The organism is Aeromonas sp. s2, assembly GCF_040907935.1.
Lineage (GTDB): Bacteria > Pseudomonadota > Gammaproteobacteria > Enterobacterales > Aeromonadaceae > Aeromonas > Aeromonas dhakensis.
Window position 1 is genome coordinate 58,317 of the sequence record NZ_JBFOCR010000020.1, and the last position, 20,369, is coordinate 78,685.

Below are 20,369 nucleotides of genomic sequence, written 5' to 3' on the forward strand. Positions count from 1 at the left end.
GACTTTGGCCGATACAGTGTTGGCCCATAACAATAAAACCACACATCGCAGACTGAAGCTCACAAGGATGTAAACATGAACTTATCCATCAAGAACAAGCTTGTCCTCGCCATCGGGGTCATTATCCTGGTCATCACAGGCCTGCAGGTCTGGTACAACACAAGTCAACTGAAAAGCGAGACCCGGCGTCTGATCTGGAGCTTCATCGACGACAGCTCGGTCTCGAATGTCAAAGGCATCTCCCGCTGGCTGGATGCCCGCATCGGCATGGTCACCGCCACCAAGGAGGCCTTCGCCAAGGAAGACGAACCCATCAGCCATCTGGCCCAGACCATGAACGCAGGCAACTTCGACCTGGTCTACGTGGGCACCAAGGATGGCAAGATGATCCAGAGCAAGCCGACCGACCTGCCGGCCGGCTATGACCCCCGTCAACGTCCCTGGTACAAGGACGCCATGGCCGCCGGCAAGCTGGCCATCACCTCGCCCTATGCCGACATCACCACGGGTCAGCTGATCATCACCATCGCCGAACCCTTCACCCGGGGCAACACCCAGGGGGTCATCGCCGGTGACGTCTCCATCGATGCCCTGGTACGCGATGTGCTGGCCCTCAATTCGGAAGGCACCTACGCCATCCTGGTTGACGGTAATGGCACCATCATCGCCCACCCGGACAAGGAGCTGGCGCTCAAGCCGGCCACCGCCCTCTCCCCCGATCTGACAGCCGCCAAGGTCAACGAACTGGCCCATGACAACACCATCTCCGAGATGGAGATCAGCGGCAAACCCAGCGTATTCGACCTGACCGAGATCCCGAACACCAACTGGTATTTCGGCATCGTGGTGGACGAAGCGGTCGCCTACCAGTCCGTCTCGCGCATGGTCACCTCCGCCCTGCTGCAAGGCCTGCTGACCATCCTCATCGTGGCCGGTTTCTCCTACGTCGCCATCAGCGGCTCCCTGGCACCGCTGAAGACTCTAGGTGAGGCGATTGCCGATCTCTCCCGCGGCAACGGGGATCTGACCCGCCGCGTCAAGATCGAGCGGGAAGACGAAGTGGGCATAGTCGCCAAACACGTCAACACCTTCATCGACCGCATCCACGTGATGGTACAGGACATCTCCAACTCCTCCGGGCAACTGAACCAGCAGGCCAAGTCGTCCCACAACATGGCGGAGAAATCGAGCCAAGGTCTGGCCCGCCAGCAAAACGAGATCTCCCAGATCGCGACTGCGGTGCATGAGATGTCCGCCACCGCGGTGGAAGTGGCCAGCAACGCCGAGCAGACTGCCGATGCGGCCCGCAGCTCCTCCAGCAGCTGTGAGCACGGCAAGCAGGTGATCGCCCGCAACCAGCGCTCCATCACGGATCTCGCCACCCAGGTCAAACAGGCTTCCGGCATCATCCAGGAGCTGGAGAAGAACGCTCAGGAGATCAACACCATCCTCTCCACCATTCAGGGCATCGCCGAGCAAACCAACCTACTGGCACTGAACGCCGCCATCGAAGCAGCCCGTGCCGGCGAGCAGGGCCGCGGCTTCGCGGTGGTGGCCGACGAGGTGCGGGTGCTGTCACAGCGCACCCACAGCTCCACCGTCGAGATCCGCAACATGATCGAGACCCTGCAGCGCAACACCCAGGGCGCCGTCAGCACCATGCACGAAGGCCAGCTGCTGGCCCAGAACAGCGTGGAAGATGCCAACGATGCCACCCAGGCACTGGAGCAGATCACCGCCTCCATCAACCAGATCTCCGACATGGCGACCCAGATCTCCAGCGCCGCCGAGGAGCAGCGTGCCGTTACCGACGAGGTGAGCCGCAACATCCAGGCGGTCAAGGATGTCTCGGACGAGCTGGCGGTCGATGCCGACAGCTCGCGCCATCTCTCTGAACAACTTAAAAATATTTCAGGTGAACTGAGCAATCAGGTCGGCATGTTCCGCATCTGATGCTGTTCGACAAAAGGGGCCATGCAGGCCCCTTTTTTTATGAAAAAATGCTTTGGTTTCAATAGTTATTACTACATCAACCCGCAGGGATTACCGACTCTCCTGCACGACACCGGTCAGCCATCGACTCTGCAACAGCTGACCCATCACAATCTTCGGATTAGTTTTTTGAACTCAATCACCACATTCTTCTATCCGTGAATAATTCTTATTAAATATTTTTGATAAAAAACTTAAAAACTTTGGGGGTAATACCTAAAAAGAGAGGTGTTTCTCATTTTTTTGAAAGAAAACTACGTATAATCCTGAGCTTAAAATAACCATAGTAATGACAGCGGCTGATACCGATAACTGCAGGATGGCGATAATTACGGCGTTTTCATCCAAGGAATGGGGTGATTTTGATAAAGATCACCATTGCCAAGCACTAAAACAGACCAGTTTGACTTGCATCAAGCCTGAATTTTTTTCATAGAGCAAAATCGTGCCCAGCAAATCTATCCCTAAGGAGGCAGATGTGGATATTATCAAGACCGATGTCGCCATCATCGGTGCTGGTGGTGGTGGCCTGCGTGCCGCAATCGCCATAGCGGAAGCTCACCCGGAGCTGGAGATCGCCCTGATCTCCAAGGTCTACCCGATGCGCAGCCACACAGTGGCCGCAGAGGGCGGCGCCGCCGGTGTCGTCCGTGATGATGACTCCCTCGAAAACCACTTCAACGACACCGTCTCCGGTGGCGACTGGTTGTGTGAGCAGGACGTGGTCGACTACTTCGTCAACAACGCCACCAACGAGATGATCCAGCTGGAGCACTGGGGTTGCCCCTGGAGCCGCAAGCCGGACGGCAAGGCCAACGTGCGCCGTTTCGGCGGGATGAAGATCCCCCGCACCTGGTTCGCGGCAGACAAATCCGGTTTCCACATTCTGCACACCCTGTTTCAGACCTCCATCAAGTACCCGAGCATCAAGCGCTTCGATGAGCACTTCTGCATGGATCTCATCGTGGAAGATGGCCGCGTCCAGGGCGTACTGACCTTTGACATCCAGAACGGCATCACTCGCTTCATCCAGGCCAAATCCGTCATTCTGGCCACCGGTGGCGCCGGTCGTGTCTATCGCTACAACACCAACGGCGGCATCGTCACCGGTGACGGCATGGCGCTGGCCTACCGCCACGGCGTACCGCTGCGCGACATGGAGTTCGTCCAGTATCACCCGACCGGCCTGCCGGGCACCGGTATCCTGATGACCGAAGGTTGTCGTGGTGAGGGTGGCATCCTGCTCAACAAGGATGGCTACCGCTACCTGCAAGACTATGGCTTGGGCCCGGAAACCCCGGTCGGCCAGCCGAAGAACAAGCACATGGAGCTGGGTCCCCGTGACCGCCTCTCCCAGGCCTTCTGGCAGGAGCAACAGAAAGGCCGCGTGATCCAGGGCCCGATGGGCGACGTGGTTCACCTCGACCTGCGCCACCTTGGCGAGAAGTATCTGAAAGAGCGTCTGCCCTTCATCTGCGAACTGGCCAAGGCCTACGTGGGTGTGGATCCGGTCAAGGAGCCGATCCCGGTGCGTCCGACTGCCCACTACACCATGGGCGGCATCGAGACCAACGGCGCATGCGCCACCCGTCTGCCGGGCCTCTATGCCCTGGGCGAGTGTGCCTCCGTCGGTCTGCACGGCGCCAACCGTCTGGGTTCCAACTCCCTGTCCGAGATCGTGGTGTTCGGCAAGGTGGCCGGTGAGCACGCCGGTGAATTTGCCAAGACTCAGTCTCACGGCAACACCCAGGCGCTGGCCGCCAAGGCCGAGGCGCTGATCAAGCAGCACCTCTCCCTGCTCGATATCGACGGCACCGAAAACCCGGCGGATATCCGCAACGAGTTGGGCATGTCCATGGAAGCCGGGGTCGGTATCTACCGTACCGAAGAGCTGATGCAGGGCACCATCGACAAGATCAACGAGCTGAAAGCCCGTTACAAGAAGATCAAGATCAACGACAAGTCCTCGGTCTTCAACACCGACCTGCTGTACGCCATCGAACTGGGCTACATGCTGGACGTGGCCGAAGCCATGGCGCACTCCGCCCTCAACCGGAAAGAGTCTCGTGGTTCCCACCAGCGTCTGGACGGTTACGAGGAGCGCGATGACGTGAACTTCCTCAAGCACACTCTCTCCTTCTACAACGGCGAAGGGGCCCCGACCATCGATTACTCCGATGTGAAGATCACTAAATCCCAACCGGCGAAACGCGTATACGGTTCCGAGGGTGAGAAACAAGACGAGGCTAAGAAGAATGGCTGAGATGATCGAAATTGAAATCCTGCGCTACCGTCCCGAGCAGGATAACGAGCCCTGGATGCAGACCTTCCAGGTGCCCTACCTCAAAGAGATGTCCCTGCTGGATGCGCTGCAATACATCAAGGATCATCTGGACTCTACCCTGAGCTTCCGCTGGTCCTGCCGGATGGCGATCTGCGGCTCCTGCGGCATGATGGTCAACGGTATTCCGAAACTCGGTTGCAAGACCTTCCTGCGGGACTACCTGCCGGGCAAGATGACTATCGAGCCGCTCAACAACTTCCCGATCGAGCGCGATCTGGTGGTCGACATGTCCGACTTCATCGAGAAGCTGGAGAGCATCAAGCCCTACATCATCCCGTCTGAACCGCGCAACCTGTGCGATGGCGAGTACACCCAGACCCCGGCTGACATGGCGAAGTATCACCAGTTCTCCATGTGCATCAACTGCGGTCTGTGCTACGCGGCCTGCCCGCAGTATGGCATCAACAAGAAGTTCACCGGTCCGGCGGCCCTGGCACTGGCCTACCGCTACAACGCCGACAACCGCGACAGCGCGTCCAAAGAGCGGATGAAGATCATCAGCCAGGACGAGGGCGTCTGGGGTTGCACCTTCGTGGGCTACTGCTCCGAAGTGTGCCCGAAAGGCGTGGATCCGGCCGCCGCCATCCAGCTTGGCAAGGTCGAGAGCGCCAAGGACTACATGATCGCCATGTTCAAGCCAGATTGAGAGCAGGAATGAGACCATGAACAACACCAATAGCAAACGTAAGCCTTACGTCCGCGAAATGAAGAAAGACTGGTGGCTGAAGAATGCCTTCTACACCGGCTACATGATCCGCGAAGGCACCAGCATCTTCGTCTCCATCTACGCCGTCGTGCTGATGTGGGGTCTGCTGCGGCTGGTACAGGGTCAGGAGGCGTTCAACGGCTGGCTGGAATCCCTGCAGAGCCCGATCGCCATCCTGTTCCATGTCATCGCCCTGGCAGCCTGCCTGTTCCACGCCAAGACCTGGTTCGCACTGGCGCCGAAAGCCATGCGCATCTTCCGTGGCGAAGACCTGGTGCCGGAGAAGCCGATCGTCATCGCCCAGTATGTGGCGCTGGCGGTGGTATCCCTGCTTGTCCTGATCATCGTGGCCTGAGGAGAAAACAATGAGACGTTCTGACGAGCCTGGTTATTGGTGTCTGTTTGGTACCGGGCTCTCATTCAGAAACGTTGGCCACGATCACTCAATCATGATTTGAGGAAAAAATATGAGACGTTCTGACGAGCCTATATATTGGGGTCTGTTTGGTGCCGGCGGCATGGTCGTTGCCATGCTGCTGCCGGTCATTGTCCTCATCACAGGTCTGCTGGTGCCCATGGGCATCATGGACGTGGAGACCATGAGCTACGAGCGCGTGCTGGAATTCGCCAGCTCCTGGTGGGGTGCCTGCATCCTGCTGGCCATCATCGCCCTGCCCATCTGGCACGGCATGCACCGCATCTACCATGGCCTGCATGACTTGGGGATCCACACCACCAAGCTGCACCACTATGTGTTCTATGGCTTCGCCTTCCTGGTGTCCGCCATCACCCTGGGTCTGCTGATGGTGCTGGTGTTCCAGTAAGTACATCCAGACTGCATGACAAACCGGGCCAAGTGCCCGGTTTTTTTATGACCATCTTCCGCGGCTCATCTCCATCCGGCAGCTGGCCTGCGCACTCGTTCGGCATCCTTCACCAGAGCCTCGGTGCCGGCTCACGGCCGTTTTCCGCGTAGTAGAGCGACGGCAGAAACTGCGCCAGATAGCTGAATTCGCTGTAGCAGTGGCGCATCAAATTGAAGCCTATCTCGTCCGGCACCTCGTCAAGCGGATTGGTGCAGGCCTTGCCCAGCAGGAAGCGGCTGCGCAGCACACAGCCGTATGGGGTATCGCGCGCCAGGTGCAACATCTCGCCATCCAGCGGCGCCCCGTTCTCATCCAGCACTACCTCATCGCCAAAGCCGATACGGGCGCAGATGGCGGCAGAGAGAGCCTGTGTCTCCCGCGCCTCCTGCAGCGGCTGCGGGGCGAACACCTCTTCGGCGCCGTGGAACTTGAGGCGAGCTGCCACCGGCGGCAGCTCGGCAAGCCACTCCACCGCCTCTATGCTGGCTCCCACATAACGCTCACCTCTCTTCCAGTGATGATCCCAGCCCCGGTGTTCGACGTGGTCGTGGGGGTGCCACCAATGGATGTGCTGGGTCGTCTCGAAGAAGGTGAACCACCAATCCAGCATGCGCCCCTTGCAGCCGTGCAGATCGGTGCGGATGGCGACCGTCAGCAGGCCCTCGGTGCTGCGGGTCAGGCCCATTTCCAGGCGCAGCGGCTGCGGCCTGAGCAACTCATTGATGTCATTGACGCCCCAGGGGGCAAACAAGGCGGAAGTATTCATGATGAGACTCCGATAAATTTAGGAAACGAAAGTCGTTTCCTAAATTACGCTATGCCTGTATGCTGAGTCTGTCAATGCTTTCCAGGAGCCCATCATGTCACAGCAAACCGATCAAGAGACACGCTCACGAGGCCGTCCGGTCACCCCGGAAGCGGATCTGCGTGGCGCCCTCGCCGAGGCAACGCTGACCTTGCTGCTCAAGGGAGGATACGGCGCCGCGACCGTGGATGCGGTGGCCAAAGAGGCGGGGGTCGCCAAGAAGACCCTCTACCGCTTTGCCGCCAACCGCGACGAACTGGTGGCGCAGGCGGTGCGCAGCTGGACCGATGCCTTTCAACCCGCATTCGAGCAGGATGCCACTCACCCAGGCGCCCTGGGGGAGATACTGGAGCAGGGCTTGCAGGCGATTGCAGATCAGGTGCTGAGTGCTCAGGCGGTCGGCATGTTCCGGCTGCTGCAGCATGAGTTCACAGGGCGCGATGCCCTGTTGATGGCCTATCAGGAGAACGGTATTGCGCGCGGCAGGGCGACGCTGGCGGCGTGGTTGCAGCGCCAGCAGCAACTGGGCTGGCTGCGCGAGCTTGATTCAGCCCAGACCAGCGATCTGCTGCTGGCGATGACCATGGCGGAGCCGCTGCGCCAGATGGCGCTCGGCTTGCTGGCGCCGGGCAGCGACATCCGCGCGCGCATCGCCGCCGCCGTTGCTCTGGTCCTGCCCGGCCTGGTGCGAGGGTAAAGCCCCCTCGGCCAGGAGGCTGCGTCGCGGCAAAGGGCGAGATGACATCAGCACGCGAAACCTGCTGATAAGTTGCCGCCCCAGTCAGCGCCATCACAGCCATAAAAAACCGGGCATCAGGCCCGGTTTTTTATGGTCATCACTCCATCGGCGGCAAGAAGCGGCGCATCACCTCGTCGCTGTAACCGCTGTCCTGAAACTCGATCAGCAACTGGTTGAGGCGGGTCACCAGCTCATAGGAGCGCGGCGAGCCCTTGCTCACCAGCAGATAGAAGCCCTTGCGGCTGGGCAGGGCGAGGTGGAGCAGGCCGCTCTCGCTCTGGTAGATGCCAAGGCCGATACCGCTCATCAGGGGTTCAATCTCGCTGGGCAAAAAGTCACAGCGATCGCGCCCCAGCATGTCCAGCGCCTGCTGCAACTGCTTGAGCCGGCGCGGCTCCTGCGCCAGCCCGTAGGGGGCATAGTTGTAGCCGAGCACCCCGCACACCCGTGAGCGATTGACCGTCTGCAGATCGGGCGCCTCGGGGAAGCGCCGCTTGAGGTAGAAAAATCCGAGGTGGGTGTAGTAAAGCGGCACGCTGTAGAAAGCATATTCCGCCCGCTCCGGTTTGTAACTGGCATCCCAGGTCAGCTCGCACAAGCGGTTCTGGCGATAGTCGGCCAGCTCCTGCTGCACCCTTGCCCAGGGCAGATAGCGGATCTTGTAGGACAAGCCGAGCCGCTGCAGGGCCTCGAGCACCTGGGTTGTGGCCGAACCGGTGAGACGGCCGGTATCGGGCACGCCATCCTTGCGCTCCCAGTAGGTGAAGGGGGCCCACTCGTTGCCCTCCCCCAGGCAGATCTGCACCTCGGGCTGGGCCGCCTCCACCAGCCCGGTCAGGCCCCATCCCAGCAGCAACAACATGGCTCGCGTCATTGTCTCCCTCCTTCGCCTCCCTTGCAGCTTAGTGCAGACGGGGTGATGCTCCCCTTCAGGGTGCCCCCTCCTGCCACAGGGCCAGCAGGGGCGCGGGGATGGCGCCGTAGCGCAAGGTCGGAGTCTGGTGCCAGTTGGCCAGCCGCTGCAGCGCTTTGGCCAGGTCCTGCGCCAGGGTCCGGGTCACCCTGACCCCCGCCTCCAGATAGAGGTTCTTTATCTCGAAGATCCCCTGCTGGCGATGGGCCTTGGCGTCCATCCTGCCCACCAGCTTGCCGCGATGCAGCAGCGGCAGCACGAAGTAGCCGTACTGGCGCTTGGGCGCCGGGGTGTAGCACTCGATGCGATAGTCGAACTGGAACAGCTCGCTGGCCCGCTTGCGATCCCAGACCAGCGGATCAAACGGTGACAGCGCCGTGGTGTGACTGGCCTTGAGGGTGCCAGCCTGGGCCCGGGCCAGCTCGTCCGCCAGCGAGGCGTGCACGAAGGCGCCGTGCTGCCACCCCTCCACCCGCACCGGCAGCAGCTCCCCTTCGTCCGCCAGCTGATGGAGCAGGGCGTCGTATTTGCCGCGTCGCAACCGATAGTAGTCGGCCACCCAGCCGGTCTTGACCAGCCCCAGCGCCCGGCAACTGGCTCGCACCATGTCCCTTTGCGCCTGTTCCGGGCTCGGCAGATCCCGCGCGTCGCGCCACTCGGGCATCACCCGCTCGGCCAGATCGTAAACCCGCTGGAAGTTGCGCCGCTCGCGCACCATCAGCTGGCCTGCGGTGAACAGCACCTCCAGATGGCGCTTCTCCGGCTTCCAGTCCCACCAGCCATTGCCCTTGCCCCCCTTGCGTTCAAAATCCGCCGCCCGCACCGGGCCATGCTGGCGAATGCGCTCGATGATCTCGCCAATCTCCTGTTGATGGGTGGCAAGCCAGTTGGCCGAAAATTTCCAGCCCATGGCGGCGGGATCCAGCATGCGATGACGCAGCAGGCGGTAATCCTCCCGCGGCACGAAGCAGGCCTCGTGAGCCCAGTATTCGAAGATATCGCCATCGGCCAGCAACTGCTCCAGCCAGCCTGGTTCGTACTGCCCCAGCCGGCTGAACAGCACCAGGTAAGGGCTGCGGGCCACCACCGAGATAGTGTCTATCTGCAGCAGCGCCATGCGGCGGATGGTGGCCAGCAGATCGGCCGGTTTCGCCTTGCCGCGGCGCGGCGTCAGCAGGCCCTGGGCCGCCAGTTGTAGATGGCGGGCATCCTGCAGTGAAAGATGGGGAATCGACATGAAGAACCACTCCTTGGTATCGGGGGACGGACGGCTTGCGGCGCCTGGGACTCAATGCAGGGGAACAGGCAAGCGGATCCCGCCAATCAGGCCATCAGCATGCCCAAGCCGCCGCCAAATGAAAACGCCCGGCTCAGGGTTTGGTGAACACCGCCACATCTGCGTGGGGAAACTCGACCTGCGCCTGCCAGCGGTCCGCCAGAGCGCGAAAGGAGGCCTCGGCAAAGAAGACGATGTGGGTGGGATCGTGGCGGTAGCGCCACTGCCGAAAGCGCTCGTCCCCCAGCACCCGCTGGGTCTGCAGCACCAGCAGGCCGCCGGGCTTGAGGCAGCCCCACAGCGTCTCCAGCACGGCGCTCGGGGTGGCGATGTGCTCGATCACCTCGGTGCTGGTGATGAAGTCATACTGCCGCGTCAGCAATTCGGGCTCATCGGCATAGAACTTGTCGTAGCCCGCCATCTGGTAGCCCGCCTCCCGCCCCATGGCGATGAGCGCCGGGCCCGGGCCGCAGCCAAAATCGAGGCCGCTGGCCGGCGGAGGGAGGCGGCGCTGCACCTCGCCGAAGGCACGCTGCAAAAAATGGCGATAGCGGGGGTCATCCACCTGGTTGTCGTGGCCGTCATAGACCGCCTTCTCGCGCGCGGGATCCAGGTGCTCGGCCGCATCCAGCCAGACCAGCTCGCAGGCCCGGCAGCGATGGTACAGCTTGCCGGCCACCGGCAGCTCATAGGCATCGGTGGCGCAGCAGAGCGGGCAGGATAAGGGGGTCATGGCATCTCCTCTCGAAAGCGGGGCGGTCAAACGTGGCCGCAGCTTGCCTGCCAGGCTGGCGGCTGACAAGGTTTTTGTCCGCACGCCCCGTGTTCGGGTCGCAGCTTTACCTCTTTTTTCAACCAGTTGCATCTGTGTGAAACAGATTTTTTACCTCTTAAGGGTTTCTTAAGTTTGCCCCTTTAGTCTGATGACAATCGACAAGAAGGAGCCATCCATGACCACCGACATTCAAGCCCCCTATCGGCTGACGCTGGCCGATACCCCACAACAGGTCATGGCACTGCAGGGCTACATCCAGGCGGCCTACAGCCAGGAGTTCAACGCCCGCATTCCCCATTTTCTGCCCTGCCTGCTCGGTCTCTACCGGGCCGATGGCCTGCTGGTCGGCGCCTGTGGTCTCAAGCTGGCCGGCAGCGATCGCCTCTATCTGGAACAGTATCTGGATCAGCCCATCGAGGTCGCCATCGAAACCCGGCTCGGCGCCCCCGCCCGGCGTGATCGCATCGTCGAGGTGGGCAACCTCGCCTGCAGCGAGCCCGGCAACGCCCGCCTGATGTTTGCGGCGCTCTGCCGCCTGCTGTGCGACAACGACCTCGATTATGTTGTGTTCACCGGCACCGCCAAGCTGCGCAACAGCTTTCACCGCCTCCATCTCACCCCGGTGGAGCTGGCCCCCGCCCAGGCCGACAAGGTGGGTGACGACGCCAGCGCCTGGGGCGCCTATTACCACTGCCAGCCCAAGGTGATGGTTGGCGACCTCGGCGTCGGACGGCAGGCGCTGGCCCGGGGCAGCCTGCTGCTCTCCCTGCTGGCGCCCATGCCCTCCCTGTTCAACTGCCCGCATCGGAGCGCCTTATGATGTTGTTTGACCAAATCGCCTACTTTGCCCGCCAGACGCCCCACAGCCCGGCCCTCGCCAGCAGCCAGCACAGCCTCAGCTACGAGGCGCTGTGGCAGCAGCTGCCGCCGCTGGCCGACCGCCTGCAGATGGCCGGGATCAGCCGACTGGCGCTGCAGCTGGACAACGGCCTGCCCTGGGCGCTCATCGATCTCGCCTGCGCCATGGCCGGTATCGTGGTGATCCCGATCCCCCACTTCTTCAGCCTGGAGCAGCAGGAGTGGCTCTTGGAGAGCAGCGGCGCCGACGCCCTGATCGGCCCCCACCATCCCGGTTGGCAGGCCAGCGATCCGCTGCAACTGGTGGTTGGCGAGCTACCGCTGTGGCGCCGTCCCCCTGCCCGGTTGCCGCCCCTGCCGGCCGGCACCGCCAAGATCACCTATACCTCCGGCACCACAGGGCAGCCCAAGGGGGTCTGCCTGTCGCTGGCCCAGATGATGGCGGTCTGCAGCTCGCTGGCCGAACGGGTCGCCCCGGCCAAGGTTGAGAAACACCTGACCCTGCTGCCGCTCACCACCCTGCTGGAAAACCTCACCGGTCTCTACGTGCCGCTGCTCACCGGTGCCTGCAGCCGCATCCCTTCGCTGGCAGAGCTCGGCTTTGCCGGCTCCAGCAAGCTGGATCCGGCCACCCTGGCCCAGGCCCTGCTGCGCTGGCCCACCCACAGCCTGGTGCTGGTGCCCGAGCTGCTGCGCCTGCTGCTAGCCCTGTGCAGCGCCAACCCGGCGCTGGCCGAACAGCTGGCCGGCCTGCGCTTCGTCGCGGTGGGCGGCGGCAAGGTCTCGCCCGAGCTCATCAGCCGGGCCCGCAAGCTGGGGCTGCCGGTCTACGAGGGGTACGGCCTGTCAGAGTGCGGCTCCGTCGTGGCCCTCAACGGCCCCGATGGCCACAGCCTGGGCAGCGTCGGCCAGCCACTGCCCCACTGCCGGGTATCGATCGCCGCCGACGGCGAGATCCTGGTGGAGGGAGCCGCCATGCTCGGCTATCTGGACAGCGACGAACCGACGCCAGTACAGGTCGCCACCGGCGATCTGGGCCACCTGGATGCCGAGGGCTATCTGCACATCACCGGGCGCAAGAAAAACGTCCAGATCACCGCCTTCGGCCGCAACTTCTCCCCCGAGTGGGTCGAGGCGGAAGCCCAGCTCTGCCCGGCCATCGCCCGCATCGTGATCTTCGGCGACGGCCAGCCGGCCAACGTCGCCCTGATCCAGCCGCAGCCCGGCACCGACGCCCTGCTGGCCCAGCAGATCGAGCAGCTCAATCATCGCCTGCCCGACTATGCCCGCATCCATCACTGGCTGCCGGTGGCGCTGGATCAACATCCGGAGCTGCTCACTGCCAACGGCCGCCCCCGTCGCGAACGGATTTATCACCACTTTTCCCGGCAGATAAGCCAATGCCTTACAGGAGAGACCTCATGAGCTTCTATCAGACTCTGCAACAAGCCACTGCCAGTGAGCGCGAGCATCTGTTCAACGCCCCCATCATAGAGGCGTGCCGCAAGGGGGAGATCTCCCGCGACACCTATCTACGCTTCCTCTCCCAGGCCTTCTATCACGTGCGCCACACGGTGCCGCTCTTGATGGCCACGGGCGGCAAGCTGGGCCAGGAGTATGAGTGGGTGCGCGGCGCCATCAAGGAGTACATCGACGAGGAGTACGGCCATCAGGAGTGGATTTTGAGCGACATCCGCGCCTGCGGCGGCGATGCCGAGGCGGTGCGCCACGGCCAGCCCGAGCTGCCCATCGAGCTGATGGTGGCCTTTCTCTATGACCAGGTGCAGCGCGGCAACCCCATGGGCTTCTTCGGCATGGTGCAGGTGCTGGAGGGGACCAGCGTCGCCATCGCCCTGACCGTGGCCGACCAGCTCAAGGCTGGCCTCGGTCTGCCGCCCCAGGCCATGAGCTATCTCAGCTCCCACGGCGCACTGGATCAGGATCACCTCAAGTTTTTCGAATCCCTGATGAACCGGGTGGAGAGCCCGGCCGATCAGGCGGCCATCATTCACTCGGCCAGGGTGGTCTACCGCCTCTACGCCGACATGCTCTATCAACTGACGGAAAACCAGACATCATGAAGCTTGAAGGAAAACTCGTGCTGCTCACGGGCGCCAGCGGCGGGATCGGCGAGGCGCTGGCCCAGGAGCTGGCGGCCCAGGGAGCGCACCTGTTGCTGCACGGACGCAGGGCCGGTGCACTGGATCGGCTGTGCAAGGAGCTGCCGCACCCGGAGCGCCACCAGACGGTGATCGCCGATCTGGGCTCGCCCCAGGAGCGGGCCAGACTGCTGCAGCACCCGGCGCTGGACGAGGGGCTGGACGTGCTGATCAACAACGCCGGCTGCAACCAGTTTGCCTGGCTGGAGGATCAGAGCAGCGAGCAGGTCGAGCGCCAGCTGCTGCTCAACGTCGAGGCGCCGATCCAGCTCACCCGCATGCTGCTGCCCCGCCTGCGCAAACCGGCGGTGATCATGAACATCGGATCCAGCTTCGGTGCCATCGGCTACGCCGGCTACAGCGTCTATTGCGCCAGCAAGTTCGCCCTGCGCGGCTTTAGCGAGGCGCTCGGCCGCGAACTGGAGGGGACCGGCATCCAGGTGCTGCACTTTGCCCCCCGTGCCACCCGTACCCGCCTCAACTCGGAGGCGGCCTACGAGATGAATGCCGAGCTCGGCACCCACACCGACAGCCCGCAGGACGTGGCCGAGGAGGCCGTCATCGCCCTGTGCAACGAAACCCGCCGCAGCTGGCTCGGCTGGCCGGAGAAGCTGTTCGTGCGGCTCAACGGCCTGCTGCCCGGCCTGGTCGACCGGGCGCTGGCCAGGCAAAAACCCATCATAGAGCGCTATGCCCGCCACCCGGCGCCCGCTGCCGGCACGTCGGGGCACCCCACCTCCGTCATGACAGAGAAGGAACGTTAAGATGAAGCACGCCACTTTCCGCCCCCGTTTCACCCACGGCGCCCTCCTGCTGCTCATGCTGGGCTCGGGGATGGCCCAGGCCGCCGACGCCCTGCCAGCCATCCAGCAGCAGTGGGCCGTCTGCCAGTATCAACAGACCGGCAAGGCCAAGGAGAGCTGTCTCGAACAGCTGAGCAGCGAGGCCGATCAGGCCAGCGCCAAGGAGGCTTTTCGCACCGATCTGCTGATCTGGTCGGCCATCGTCAAAAGCACCTGGGCCGGCGCCAAGGGCGGGCTGGGTGCGCTCGGTCTGGTCAAGGAGGCCAAGGCCAAGCTGGAGATCGCCCTCAGGCAGGACCCCAAGGCACTGGACGGCTCCGCCTACACCAGCCTGGGCTCGCTCTACTACCAGGTGCCGGGCTGGCCGGTGGGCTTTGGCGATGACGAGAAGGCCGAGCAGCTGCTCAAGCAGGCGCTGGCCATCAACCCGACCGGCATAGACCCCAACTTCTTCTACGGCGACTTCCTGCTGGATCAGGGTCGCAAGGCCGAGGCCAAGAGCTATCTGGAGAAGGCGCTGAGCGCCCCGCCCCGGCCGGGTCGCGAGCTGGCGGATCAGGGTCGGCGCATCGAGATCCGCGACCGCCTCGACAAGCTGTAAATCCGTTCGGGATCAGCGGGCTATTTAAACTCTGCCCACCAGCTTGCATACTGGTGGGCAGCGTCTTTTGAGGGGAATAACAATGCGGATCCTGTTGGTGGAAGATGATGTGATGCTGGGCGACGGCATGGTGGATGCCCTGCGCAGCAGCGGCTACACGGTGGACTGGCTGCAGCAGGGGCTGCCTGCCCTGTCGGTGCTCAAGAGCGAGGAGTTTGCCGCGCTCATTCTGGATCTCAACCTGCCGGACATCGACGGCATCAGCCTGCTGCGCAAGCTGCGCCGGGAAGGGCAGACGCTGCCGGTGCTGATCCTCACCGCCCGCGACGCCCTGGACGACCGGGTGCTGGGGCTGGATGCGGGCTCCGACGACTACATGGTCAAGCCGTTCGCCCTGCAGGAGCTCAACGCCCGCCTGCGCGCCCTGGTGCGCCGCAGCAAGGGCCAGGCCCAGGCGGTGCTCGAGTACGGCGAACTGCAGCTCTATCCCGAGTCCCAGCAGGTCACCTATCGCGGCGAGCCGGTCAAGCTCACCCCCCACGAATACAAGCTGCTGCAGGAGCTCATCACCCAGAGCGGCCGGGTGCTGAGCAAGGATCAGCTGCAGCAGAGCCTCTACGGCTGGGACGAGGGGGCCGAGAGCAACGCGGTAGAGGTGCACATTCACCACCTGCGCAAGAAGTTCTACAGCGACCTCATCCGCAATATCCGCGGGGTCGGCTACATCATTCCCCAGCTTGAGCAGGCCCAGCGCCGGGACGGCCGGGCATGACACGTCCCCGCTCCATCCGCCGCTTTCTGCTCTCCGGCATCCTGGCGCTGGTCAGCGCCAGCCTGGCCGTCAGCGCCCTCATCGGCTATCTGGAAGCGAGCCACGAAATGGAGGAGCTGTTCGATGCAAGGCTCGCCCAGTCGGCCCGCATTACCAACCAGCTGCTCGGCCGCTATCTGGAACAAAACGGCGAGCTGCCCGCCAACGGTACCGTCTATCAGGAGTGGGAGCAGAGCAACCCGGAGCCGTGGCAGAAAGACAAGAGCTTCAACCTGCGGGGGGAAGACAGAGAGCTCACCCCCTTTGGTCACGAGTTCGAACGCAACCTCTACTTCCAGCTGCTGAGCGAGCAGGGCGGCATACTGCTGCGCTCCCCCAGCGCCCCCAGCCAGCCCCTCGGCGCGCTGGCCCCCGGCTTCAACAGCGTCACCAAGGACAACCACGAGTGGCGCACCTTCACCCTCTACAACCAGGATGCGCAGACCTGGCTCATCGTGGCGGAGCGGGACGACGAGCGCAGCGAGCTGGCCAGCAAGATGGCCACCCTGACCATGCTGCCGCTGCTCATCACCCTGCCCTTCCTGCTCGGCCTGTTGTGGTGGCTCATCTCGCGCGGGCTGGCGCCGCTGCGCCAGCTGGCCCAGGCCATCGGTGAGCGCCACCCGGCCAACCTGAGTCCGCTCAACCTGAAGATCCGGGCCCAGGAGCTGACCCCGCTCACCAACGAGATCAACCGCTTGATGCACGCCCTTGCCGACACCATAGAGCGGGAGAAGCAGTTCACCAACGAGGCGGCCCATGAGCTGCGCACCCCGCTGGCGGTGCTGCGCATCCACAGCGAGAACGCGCTGGCCGCCGAGGATGCCGAGAGCCGTCAGCACTCCCTGCAGAAGATGCTGCTGGCGCTCGATCGCAGCGATCGGCTGCTGCGCCAGTTGCTGACCCAGGCCCGCATCGACAACCAGCAGGGGCTGGAGCTGAGCGAGCTCAACCTGAACCTGCTGCTGCAGGGCACCCTGGCCACCCTGGCCCCCATCGCCCTGAAAAAGGATCAGCAATTGTCGCTGGAGGGCACCGAGCAACTGACGGTGATGGGGCAGGCCACTCTGCTGGAGCTGATGTTCAGCAACCTCATCGACAACGCCCTGCGCTACACCCAGGCCCAGGGAGAGATCGTGGTCGAGGCGCGCCAGGAGGGGCACAGGGTCAGAGTCGACATCCGCGACAACGGCCCCGGCATCCCCACCGCCGCCCTGTCGCGCCTGTGCGAGCGTTTCTTTCGGGTCAATCCCCAGCAGGGGGACGGAGTCGGCCTCGGCATGGCCATCGTCTCGCGCATCGCCCAGCTGCACGGCGCCGATCTCGACATCCACAACCGGCCAGAAGGGGGGCTGGAGGTGAGCGTGCTGCTGCCCGCCCCTGCCCGCCAGACCCAACCAGCGCAATGAGAAACGGGGGCCAGGCCCCCGTTTCTCATGCTGCTATTCGCCTCAGCGGCAGCTCGGCTGCACCGTGAAGGTACGGCTCGAATCCACCGCGCCGAGATCCGCCAGCAGGCGGCGCCCCAACAGCACCGGATAGATCATCTTGCTGCGATCCCGCAGGGTGAACCACTCCTCGTACACCTTGTCACCCAGGCAGATGGACATGGTGACCGTGGGGCGCTGCTCCATGCCGCCGGCGCCACGCACCGTCACCATGTGCTCCACCGGCCGCTCCAGGGTCTGGCTCACCTGCCGGTCGGTATTGGCATCGGTCACCTGCAGGGTAAAGCGCACCCAGGGCTTGCCGTCACGCTTGAAGTGGCGCAGATCCCGCGCATCGAGCGAGGAGGTGAGCGCCCCGGTATCCAGCTTCATCTTCACCGCCACCCCGCTTGGCATGATGAGCCCCTTCTCAATCCAGCCATAGATGGCGGGCGCCGGCGCGGCGAGGGCCGGCAGGGCGAACCCGGCCAGCAGCAGCGGTATCATTCGCAATCGGATCATGTCTACTCCTTGTCAGGACGGGGCCGACACAGGCCCGAGCCGCCCAGAGTGGGGATGGAAAGCGCCACTGTCAACCGCTGAAAAGCACGGCAGACCAGCGAGTAACGAGTGGCCGGATGCGGTGCGTCAGCAGCCTGCGGTGACGGGGCAGAACAGTGTCATCAGAAGCCGACCTGGCAGGCAAGGAGGGAGGCAAGATTGGCGTTGGATGAAACCCGAGGCTGTGCTCAGGTTGTGACGCCAAAGGCTACCACAAGGCTTCGCGAATTATCAGTCTTGTTCCGGATGGATTTTTGCCTACACTGTTGTAAACCGGAGGCCCTGAAAACCACCGGTTTTTTTGTGCCTGCCGAAAAGTTGCCACTGCAAAGTGACCTATCAAACAAGGCTCAATAAGGAATTCGTAATGCGTATCGAAGAAGACTTGAAGCTCGGTTTCAAGGATGTCCTGTTCCGCCCCAAGCGCTCTACTCTCAAGAGCCGTTCCCAAGTCAGCCTGACCCGCCAGTTCACCTTCAAGCACACCCAGACCCAATGGCAGGGCGTGCCCGTCATTGCCGCCAACATGGATACCGTCGGCAGCTTCGCCATCGCGCGTACCCTGGCCGGCTTCGAGATGATGACCGCAGTACACAAGCACTACAGCCTTGCGCAGTGGCAAACCTTTGTGAATGAAACCGACCCGGCCCTGCTGGGCCACGTGATGGTCTCTACCGGCACCTCTGAGGATGACTTCAACAAGACCCGTCAGATCCTCGCCATGTCCGAGGCGCTGCGCTTCATCTGCGTCGACGTGGCCAACGGCTACTCCCAGCACTTCGTCGAGTTCGTGCGCAAGATTCGTGACGCCTGCCCCAACCACGTCATCCTGGCGGGCAACGTGGTGACCGGCGAGATGGTCGAAGAGCTGATCCTCTCCGGCGCCGACATCGTCAAGGTGGGCATAGGTCCGGGTTCGGTCTGCACCACCCGGGTCAAGACCGGCGTCGGCTATCCGCAGCTCTCCGCCATTATCGAGTGTGCCGATGCGGCCCACGGTCTGGGCGGCCAGATCGTCGGTGACGGCGGCTGTACCTGCCCGGGGGATGTGGCCAAGGCGTTTGGCGGCGGCGCCGACTTCGTGATGCTGGGCGGCATGCTGGCGGCCCACGAGGAGTGCGGTGGCGAGATCGTCGATGTGGATGGCGAACCCTTCATGAAGTTCTACGGCATGAGCTCATCGAGCGCCATGGACAAGCACGCCGGCGGCGTCGCCGAGTACCGCGCCTCCGAGGGCAAGACAGTCCTGCTGCCCTACCGCGGCCCGGTGGAGAACACGGTGCGCGACATCCTGGGCGGTGTGCGTTCCACCTGCACGTATGTGGGGGCCAGCCAGCTGAAGGAACTCACCAAGCGCACCACCTTTATCCGGGTGCGTGAGCAAGAGAACAACGTCTACGGCAAGGAGTAACCTGCCGCAGCCACCGTCACGCGCTGACGGTTAGAAGCCAGCCAACCGGTGTGCTACCCTGCGCACCGGTTTTTTGCATCTGGAACCCCGCGACATGACAAGCCCGCTTCCCCCGTTTGACTGGGACATCTTCTGCTGCGTAGTGGACAACTTCGGTGACATCGGTGTCACCTGGCGGCTGGCCCGCCAGTTGAAACAGGAAGGAGCGCTCCCGGCGCAGGAGAGTGAGGTTCAGGTGCGGCTCTGGGTGGACGATCTAGAAAGCTTCGCCCGCATCTGCCTTGGGCTAGACCCCGCGCAGGAGAGCCAGTGGGTCGACGGCATCCATATCCAGCACTGGCACGAGACCCTGCCGGCGGACACCATCCCGGCCCGGGTGGTGATCGAGGCGTTCGCCTGTGAACTGCCCGCCCCCTTCGTCGCGCAGATGGCGAGCCAGCCAAGCCCCCCCTGCTGGCTCAACCTCGAATACCTCTCGGCCGAGAGCTGGGTCGAGGATTGCCATGGCCTCGCCTCCCCCCAACGTCTCGAGAGCCAGAGCCTCGGCAGCCTGAGTCTCAACAAATACTTCTTCTTCCCGGGCTTCACCGCCAGAACCGGCGGCCTCTTGTGCGAGCGCGGTCTCATCGTCGAGCGCGAGCGCTGGCAACAGGATGAAGCGGGACTGAACGCCTACTGGGCGAGCCTGGGCCTGCCCCCCAAACAGGAGCACGAGCTGCGGGTCAGCCTCTTTACCTACGAGAGCGCCGCCCTGACCAGCTTGGTCGAGTGCTGGTGCCAGAGCGCCACCCCCGTCACCCTGCTGCTGCCGCTCGGGCGCTCCCTCAACGACGTGCTCACCGGCGCCGGGCTGGCAGACGCCATCCCCACGGCCCGGGCGGGGGATCTGCTGCACTCGGGCAACCTCGCCATCAAGCTGCTGCCGATGACCGATCAGGCCGGCTACGATCGGCTGCTGTGGAGCTGCGATCTCAACCTGGTGCGCGGCGAAGACTCCTTCGTGCGGGCCCAGTGGGCTGCCCGCCCCTTCCTCTGGCATATCTACCCGCAGGAAGAGCAGGCGCACATGGTCAAGCTGAACGGCTTTCTCGACCACTATCTGGCGGAGCTGCCCACCGCCACCAGCCAGTGGCTGCGCGGTTTCAGCCACGCCCTCAATCAGGGGGAAAATAGCCGCGAATGGTGGGCCCAATGGCCGGATCACGCCGCGATATGGCAGCAACATGGGCGACACTGGTCACATAAGCTGCTCCAGGACGGGGATCTCGTCACGAGGTTGGTGAAATTTTTAGAAAGCCGTATATAATCTGGCAGTTTTTATC

General features: G+C 63.2%; 20 protein-coding genes. 15 read left to right on the top strand and 5 right to left on the bottom strand.

The window, feature by feature from the left end; genetic code table 11:
• Positions 1–75: 75 nt before the first annotated feature.
• The 5 genes from AB5Y81_RS15985 to frdD all read left to right on the top strand — a co-directional run bounded on the left by AB5Y81_RS15985 (position 76) and on the right by frdD (position 5,866).
• Positions 76–1,953 (top strand): methyl-accepting chemotaxis protein, encoded by a 1,878-nt coding sequence (locus AB5Y81_RS15985; RefSeq protein WP_017764984.1) that lies wholly within the window; start codon positions 76–78, stop codon positions 1,951–1,953.
• Between the two features lie 517 nt (positions 1,954–2,470).
• The gene (gene frdA, locus AB5Y81_RS15990) at positions 2,471–4,255 is read left to right on the top strand and encodes a fumarate reductase (quinol) flavoprotein subunit (protein WP_279485423.1); all 1,785 of its coding nucleotides are present in this window, start codon (positions 2,471–2,473) and stop codon (positions 4,253–4,255) included.
• Complete coding sequence (locus AB5Y81_RS15995) at positions 4,248–4,982, top strand: succinate dehydrogenase/fumarate reductase iron-sulfur subunit (protein ID WP_005298338.1); 735 nt, start codon at positions 4,248–4,250, stop codon at positions 4,980–4,982. Before frdA ends, AB5Y81_RS15995 begins: the two co-directional genes overlap by 8 nt.
• A gap of 16 nt (positions 4,983–4,998) precedes the next feature.
• On the top strand, positions 4,999–5,397 hold the full coding sequence (locus AB5Y81_RS16000) for a fumarate reductase subunit C (RefSeq protein ID WP_005298336.1): 399 nt from the start codon (positions 4,999–5,001) through the stop codon (positions 5,395–5,397).
• 112 nt (positions 5,398–5,509) lie between these two features.
• Positions 5,510–5,866: a fumarate reductase subunit FrdD gene (gene frdD / locus AB5Y81_RS16005; RefSeq protein WP_005298330.1), complete on the top strand. Its 357-nt coding sequence runs from the start codon at positions 5,510–5,512 to the stop codon at positions 5,864–5,866.
• A 109-nt stretch (positions 5,867–5,975) separates the two neighbouring features.
• On the opposite strand, the gene AB5Y81_RS16010 is transcribed toward frdD, so the two are convergent.
• Positions 5,976–6,674, bottom strand: a complete 699-nt coding sequence (locus tag AB5Y81_RS16010; protein WP_279485422.1) for a hydrolase — start codon at positions 6,672–6,674, stop codon at positions 5,976–5,978.
• 94 nt (positions 6,675–6,768) lie between these two features.
• Between AB5Y81_RS16010 and AB5Y81_RS16015 the strand changes: the two genes are divergently transcribed.
• On the top strand, positions 6,769–7,410 hold the full coding sequence (locus AB5Y81_RS16015) for a TetR/AcrR family transcriptional regulator (RefSeq protein WP_279485421.1): 642 nt from the start codon (positions 6,769–6,771) through the stop codon (positions 7,408–7,410).
• Positions 7,411–7,549: 139 nt separating this feature from the next.
• On the opposite strand, the gene AB5Y81_RS16020 is transcribed toward AB5Y81_RS16015, so the two are convergent.
• The 3 genes from AB5Y81_RS16020 to AB5Y81_RS16030 form a co-directional block, all read right to left on the bottom strand.
• Positions 7,550–8,326, bottom strand: a complete 777-nt coding sequence (locus AB5Y81_RS16020; RefSeq protein WP_201898949.1) for an ABC transporter substrate-binding protein — start codon at positions 8,324–8,326, stop codon at positions 7,550–7,552.
• 55 nt (positions 8,327–8,381) lie between these two features.
• Positions 8,382–9,602: a winged helix-turn-helix domain-containing protein gene (locus AB5Y81_RS16025; RefSeq protein ID WP_279485420.1), complete on the bottom strand. Its 1,221-nt coding sequence runs from the start codon at positions 9,600–9,602 to the stop codon at positions 8,382–8,384.
• Positions 9,603–9,735: 133 nt separating this feature from the next.
• Complete coding sequence (locus tag AB5Y81_RS16030) at positions 9,736–10,374, bottom strand: class I SAM-dependent methyltransferase (protein WP_139725040.1); 639 nt, start codon at positions 10,372–10,374, stop codon at positions 9,736–9,738.
• 217 nt (positions 10,375–10,591) lie between these two features.
• Between AB5Y81_RS16030 and AB5Y81_RS16035 the strand changes: the two genes are divergently transcribed.
• The 7 genes from AB5Y81_RS16035 (at position 10,592) to AB5Y81_RS16065 (ending at position 17,057) form a co-directional block, all read left to right on the top strand.
• A complete protein-coding gene (locus tag AB5Y81_RS16035) occupies positions 10,592–11,236 on the top strand; it encodes a thermostable hemolysin (RefSeq protein ID WP_279485419.1) in 645 nt (214 codons plus the stop codon).
• Positions 11,233–12,699, top strand: a complete 1,467-nt coding sequence (locus tag AB5Y81_RS16040; RefSeq protein WP_279485418.1) for an AMP-dependent synthetase/ligase — start codon at positions 11,233–11,235, stop codon at positions 12,697–12,699. The genes AB5Y81_RS16035 and AB5Y81_RS16040 overlap by 4 nt, the downstream gene beginning before the upstream one ends.
• Positions 12,696–13,355 carry a TenA family transcriptional regulator gene (locus AB5Y81_RS16045; protein WP_099358722.1) on the top strand — a complete coding sequence of 220 codons (660 nt, stop codon included), beginning with the start codon at positions 12,696–12,698 and terminating at the stop codon, positions 13,353–13,355. Before AB5Y81_RS16040 ends, AB5Y81_RS16045 begins: the two co-directional genes overlap by 4 nt.
• Positions 13,352–14,197: an SDR family oxidoreductase gene (locus tag AB5Y81_RS16050; protein ID WP_279485417.1), complete on the top strand. Its 846-nt coding sequence runs from the start codon at positions 13,352–13,354 to the stop codon at positions 14,195–14,197. Before AB5Y81_RS16045 ends, AB5Y81_RS16050 begins: the two co-directional genes overlap by 4 nt.
• A 1-nt stretch (position 14,198) precedes the next feature.
• Complete coding sequence (locus tag AB5Y81_RS16055) at positions 14,199–14,837, top strand: tetratricopeptide repeat protein (protein ID WP_139431983.1); 639 nt, start codon at positions 14,199–14,201, stop codon at positions 14,835–14,837.
• Positions 14,838–14,919: 82 nt separating this feature from the next.
• Positions 14,920–15,609: a response regulator gene (locus tag AB5Y81_RS16060; RefSeq protein WP_005298307.1), complete on the top strand. Its 690-nt coding sequence runs from the start codon at positions 14,920–14,922 to the stop codon at positions 15,607–15,609.
• Positions 15,606–17,057, top strand: coding sequence for an ATP-binding protein (locus AB5Y81_RS16065; protein WP_279485416.1), 1,452 nt, complete (start codon positions 15,606–15,608; stop codon positions 17,055–17,057). Before AB5Y81_RS16060 ends, AB5Y81_RS16065 begins: the two co-directional genes overlap by 4 nt.
• Positions 17,058–17,099: 42 nt before the next feature.
• Here AB5Y81_RS16065 and AB5Y81_RS16070 read toward each other — a convergent pair whose 3' ends face one another.
• Complete coding sequence (locus AB5Y81_RS16070) at positions 17,100–17,597, bottom strand: ATP-dependent zinc protease (RefSeq protein ID WP_005298299.1); 498 nt, start codon at positions 17,595–17,597, stop codon at positions 17,100–17,102.
• 406 nt (positions 17,598–18,003) lie between these two features.
• Between AB5Y81_RS16070 and AB5Y81_RS16075 the strand changes: the two genes are divergently transcribed.
• Together AB5Y81_RS16075 and earP are read left to right on the top strand one after the other, a co-directional pair.
• Positions 18,004–19,047, top strand: a complete 1,044-nt coding sequence (locus AB5Y81_RS16075) for a GMP reductase (protein ID WP_123246764.1) — start codon at positions 18,004–18,006, stop codon at positions 19,045–19,047.
• Positions 19,048–19,141: 94 nt separating this feature from the next.
• Positions 19,142–20,353 (top strand): elongation factor P maturation arginine rhamnosyltransferase EarP, encoded by a 1,212-nt coding sequence (earP, locus tag AB5Y81_RS16080; RefSeq protein ID WP_279485415.1) that lies wholly within the window; start codon positions 19,142–19,144, stop codon positions 20,351–20,353.
• Positions 20,354–20,369 lie beyond the last annotated feature (16 nt).

Bases quoted from the DNA above. Each gene is read 5' to 3' on its own strand.
- AB5Y81_RS16015 (WP_279485421.1), top strand. From the start codon at position 6,769: ATGTCACAGCAAACCGATCAAGAGACACGCTCACGAGGCCGTCCGGTC.
- AB5Y81_RS16065 (WP_279485416.1), top strand. From the start codon at position 15,606: ATGACACGTCCCCGCTCCATCCGCCGCTTTCTGCTCTCCGGCATCCTG.
- AB5Y81_RS16040 (WP_279485418.1), top strand. From the start codon at position 11,233: ATGATGTTGTTTGACCAAATCGCCTACTTTGCCCGCCAGACGCCCCAC.
- AB5Y81_RS16075 (WP_123246764.1), top strand. From the start codon at position 18,004: ATGCGTATCGAAGAAGACTTGAAGCTCGGTTTCAAGGATGTCCTGTTC.
- AB5Y81_RS16070 (WP_005298299.1), bottom strand. From the start codon at position 17,597: ATGATCCGATTGCGAATGATACCGCTGCTGCTGGCCGGGTTCGCCCTG.
- AB5Y81_RS16035 (WP_279485419.1), top strand. From the start codon at position 10,592: ATGACCACCGACATTCAAGCCCCCTATCGGCTGACGCTGGCCGATACC.
- frdD (WP_005298330.1), top strand. From the start codon at position 5,510: ATGAGACGTTCTGACGAGCCTATATATTGGGGTCTGTTTGGTGCCGGC.
- AB5Y81_RS16020 (WP_201898949.1), bottom strand. From the start codon at position 8,326: ATGACGCGAGCCATGTTGTTGCTGCTGGGATGGGGCCTGACCGGGCTG.
- AB5Y81_RS16030 (WP_139725040.1), bottom strand. From the start codon at position 10,374: ATGACCCCCTTATCCTGCCCGCTCTGCTGCGCCACCGATGCCTATGAG.
- AB5Y81_RS16010 (WP_279485422.1), bottom strand. From the start codon at position 6,674: ATGAATACTTCCGCCTTGTTTGCCCCCTGGGGCGTCAATGACATCAAT.
- AB5Y81_RS15995 (WP_005298338.1), top strand. From the start codon at position 4,248: ATGGCTGAGATGATCGAAATTGAAATCCTGCGCTACCGTCCCGAGCAG.
- AB5Y81_RS16055 (WP_139431983.1), top strand. From the start codon at position 14,199: ATGAAGCACGCCACTTTCCGCCCCCGTTTCACCCACGGCGCCCTCCTG.
- AB5Y81_RS16045 (WP_099358722.1), top strand. From the start codon at position 12,696: ATGAGCTTCTATCAGACTCTGCAACAAGCCACTGCCAGTGAGCGCGAG.
- AB5Y81_RS16050 (WP_279485417.1), top strand. From the start codon at position 13,352: ATGAAGCTTGAAGGAAAACTCGTGCTGCTCACGGGCGCCAGCGGCGGG.
- AB5Y81_RS16000 (WP_005298336.1), top strand. From the start codon at position 4,999: ATGAACAACACCAATAGCAAACGTAAGCCTTACGTCCGCGAAATGAAG.
- earP (WP_279485415.1), top strand. From the start codon at position 19,142: ATGACAAGCCCGCTTCCCCCGTTTGACTGGGACATCTTCTGCTGCGTA.
- AB5Y81_RS16060 (WP_005298307.1), top strand. From the start codon at position 14,920: ATGCGGATCCTGTTGGTGGAAGATGATGTGATGCTGGGCGACGGCATG.
- AB5Y81_RS15985 (WP_017764984.1), top strand. From the start codon at position 76: ATGAACTTATCCATCAAGAACAAGCTTGTCCTCGCCATCGGGGTCATT.
- AB5Y81_RS16025 (WP_279485420.1), bottom strand. From the start codon at position 9,602: ATGTCGATTCCCCATCTTTCACTGCAGGATGCCCGCCATCTACAACTG.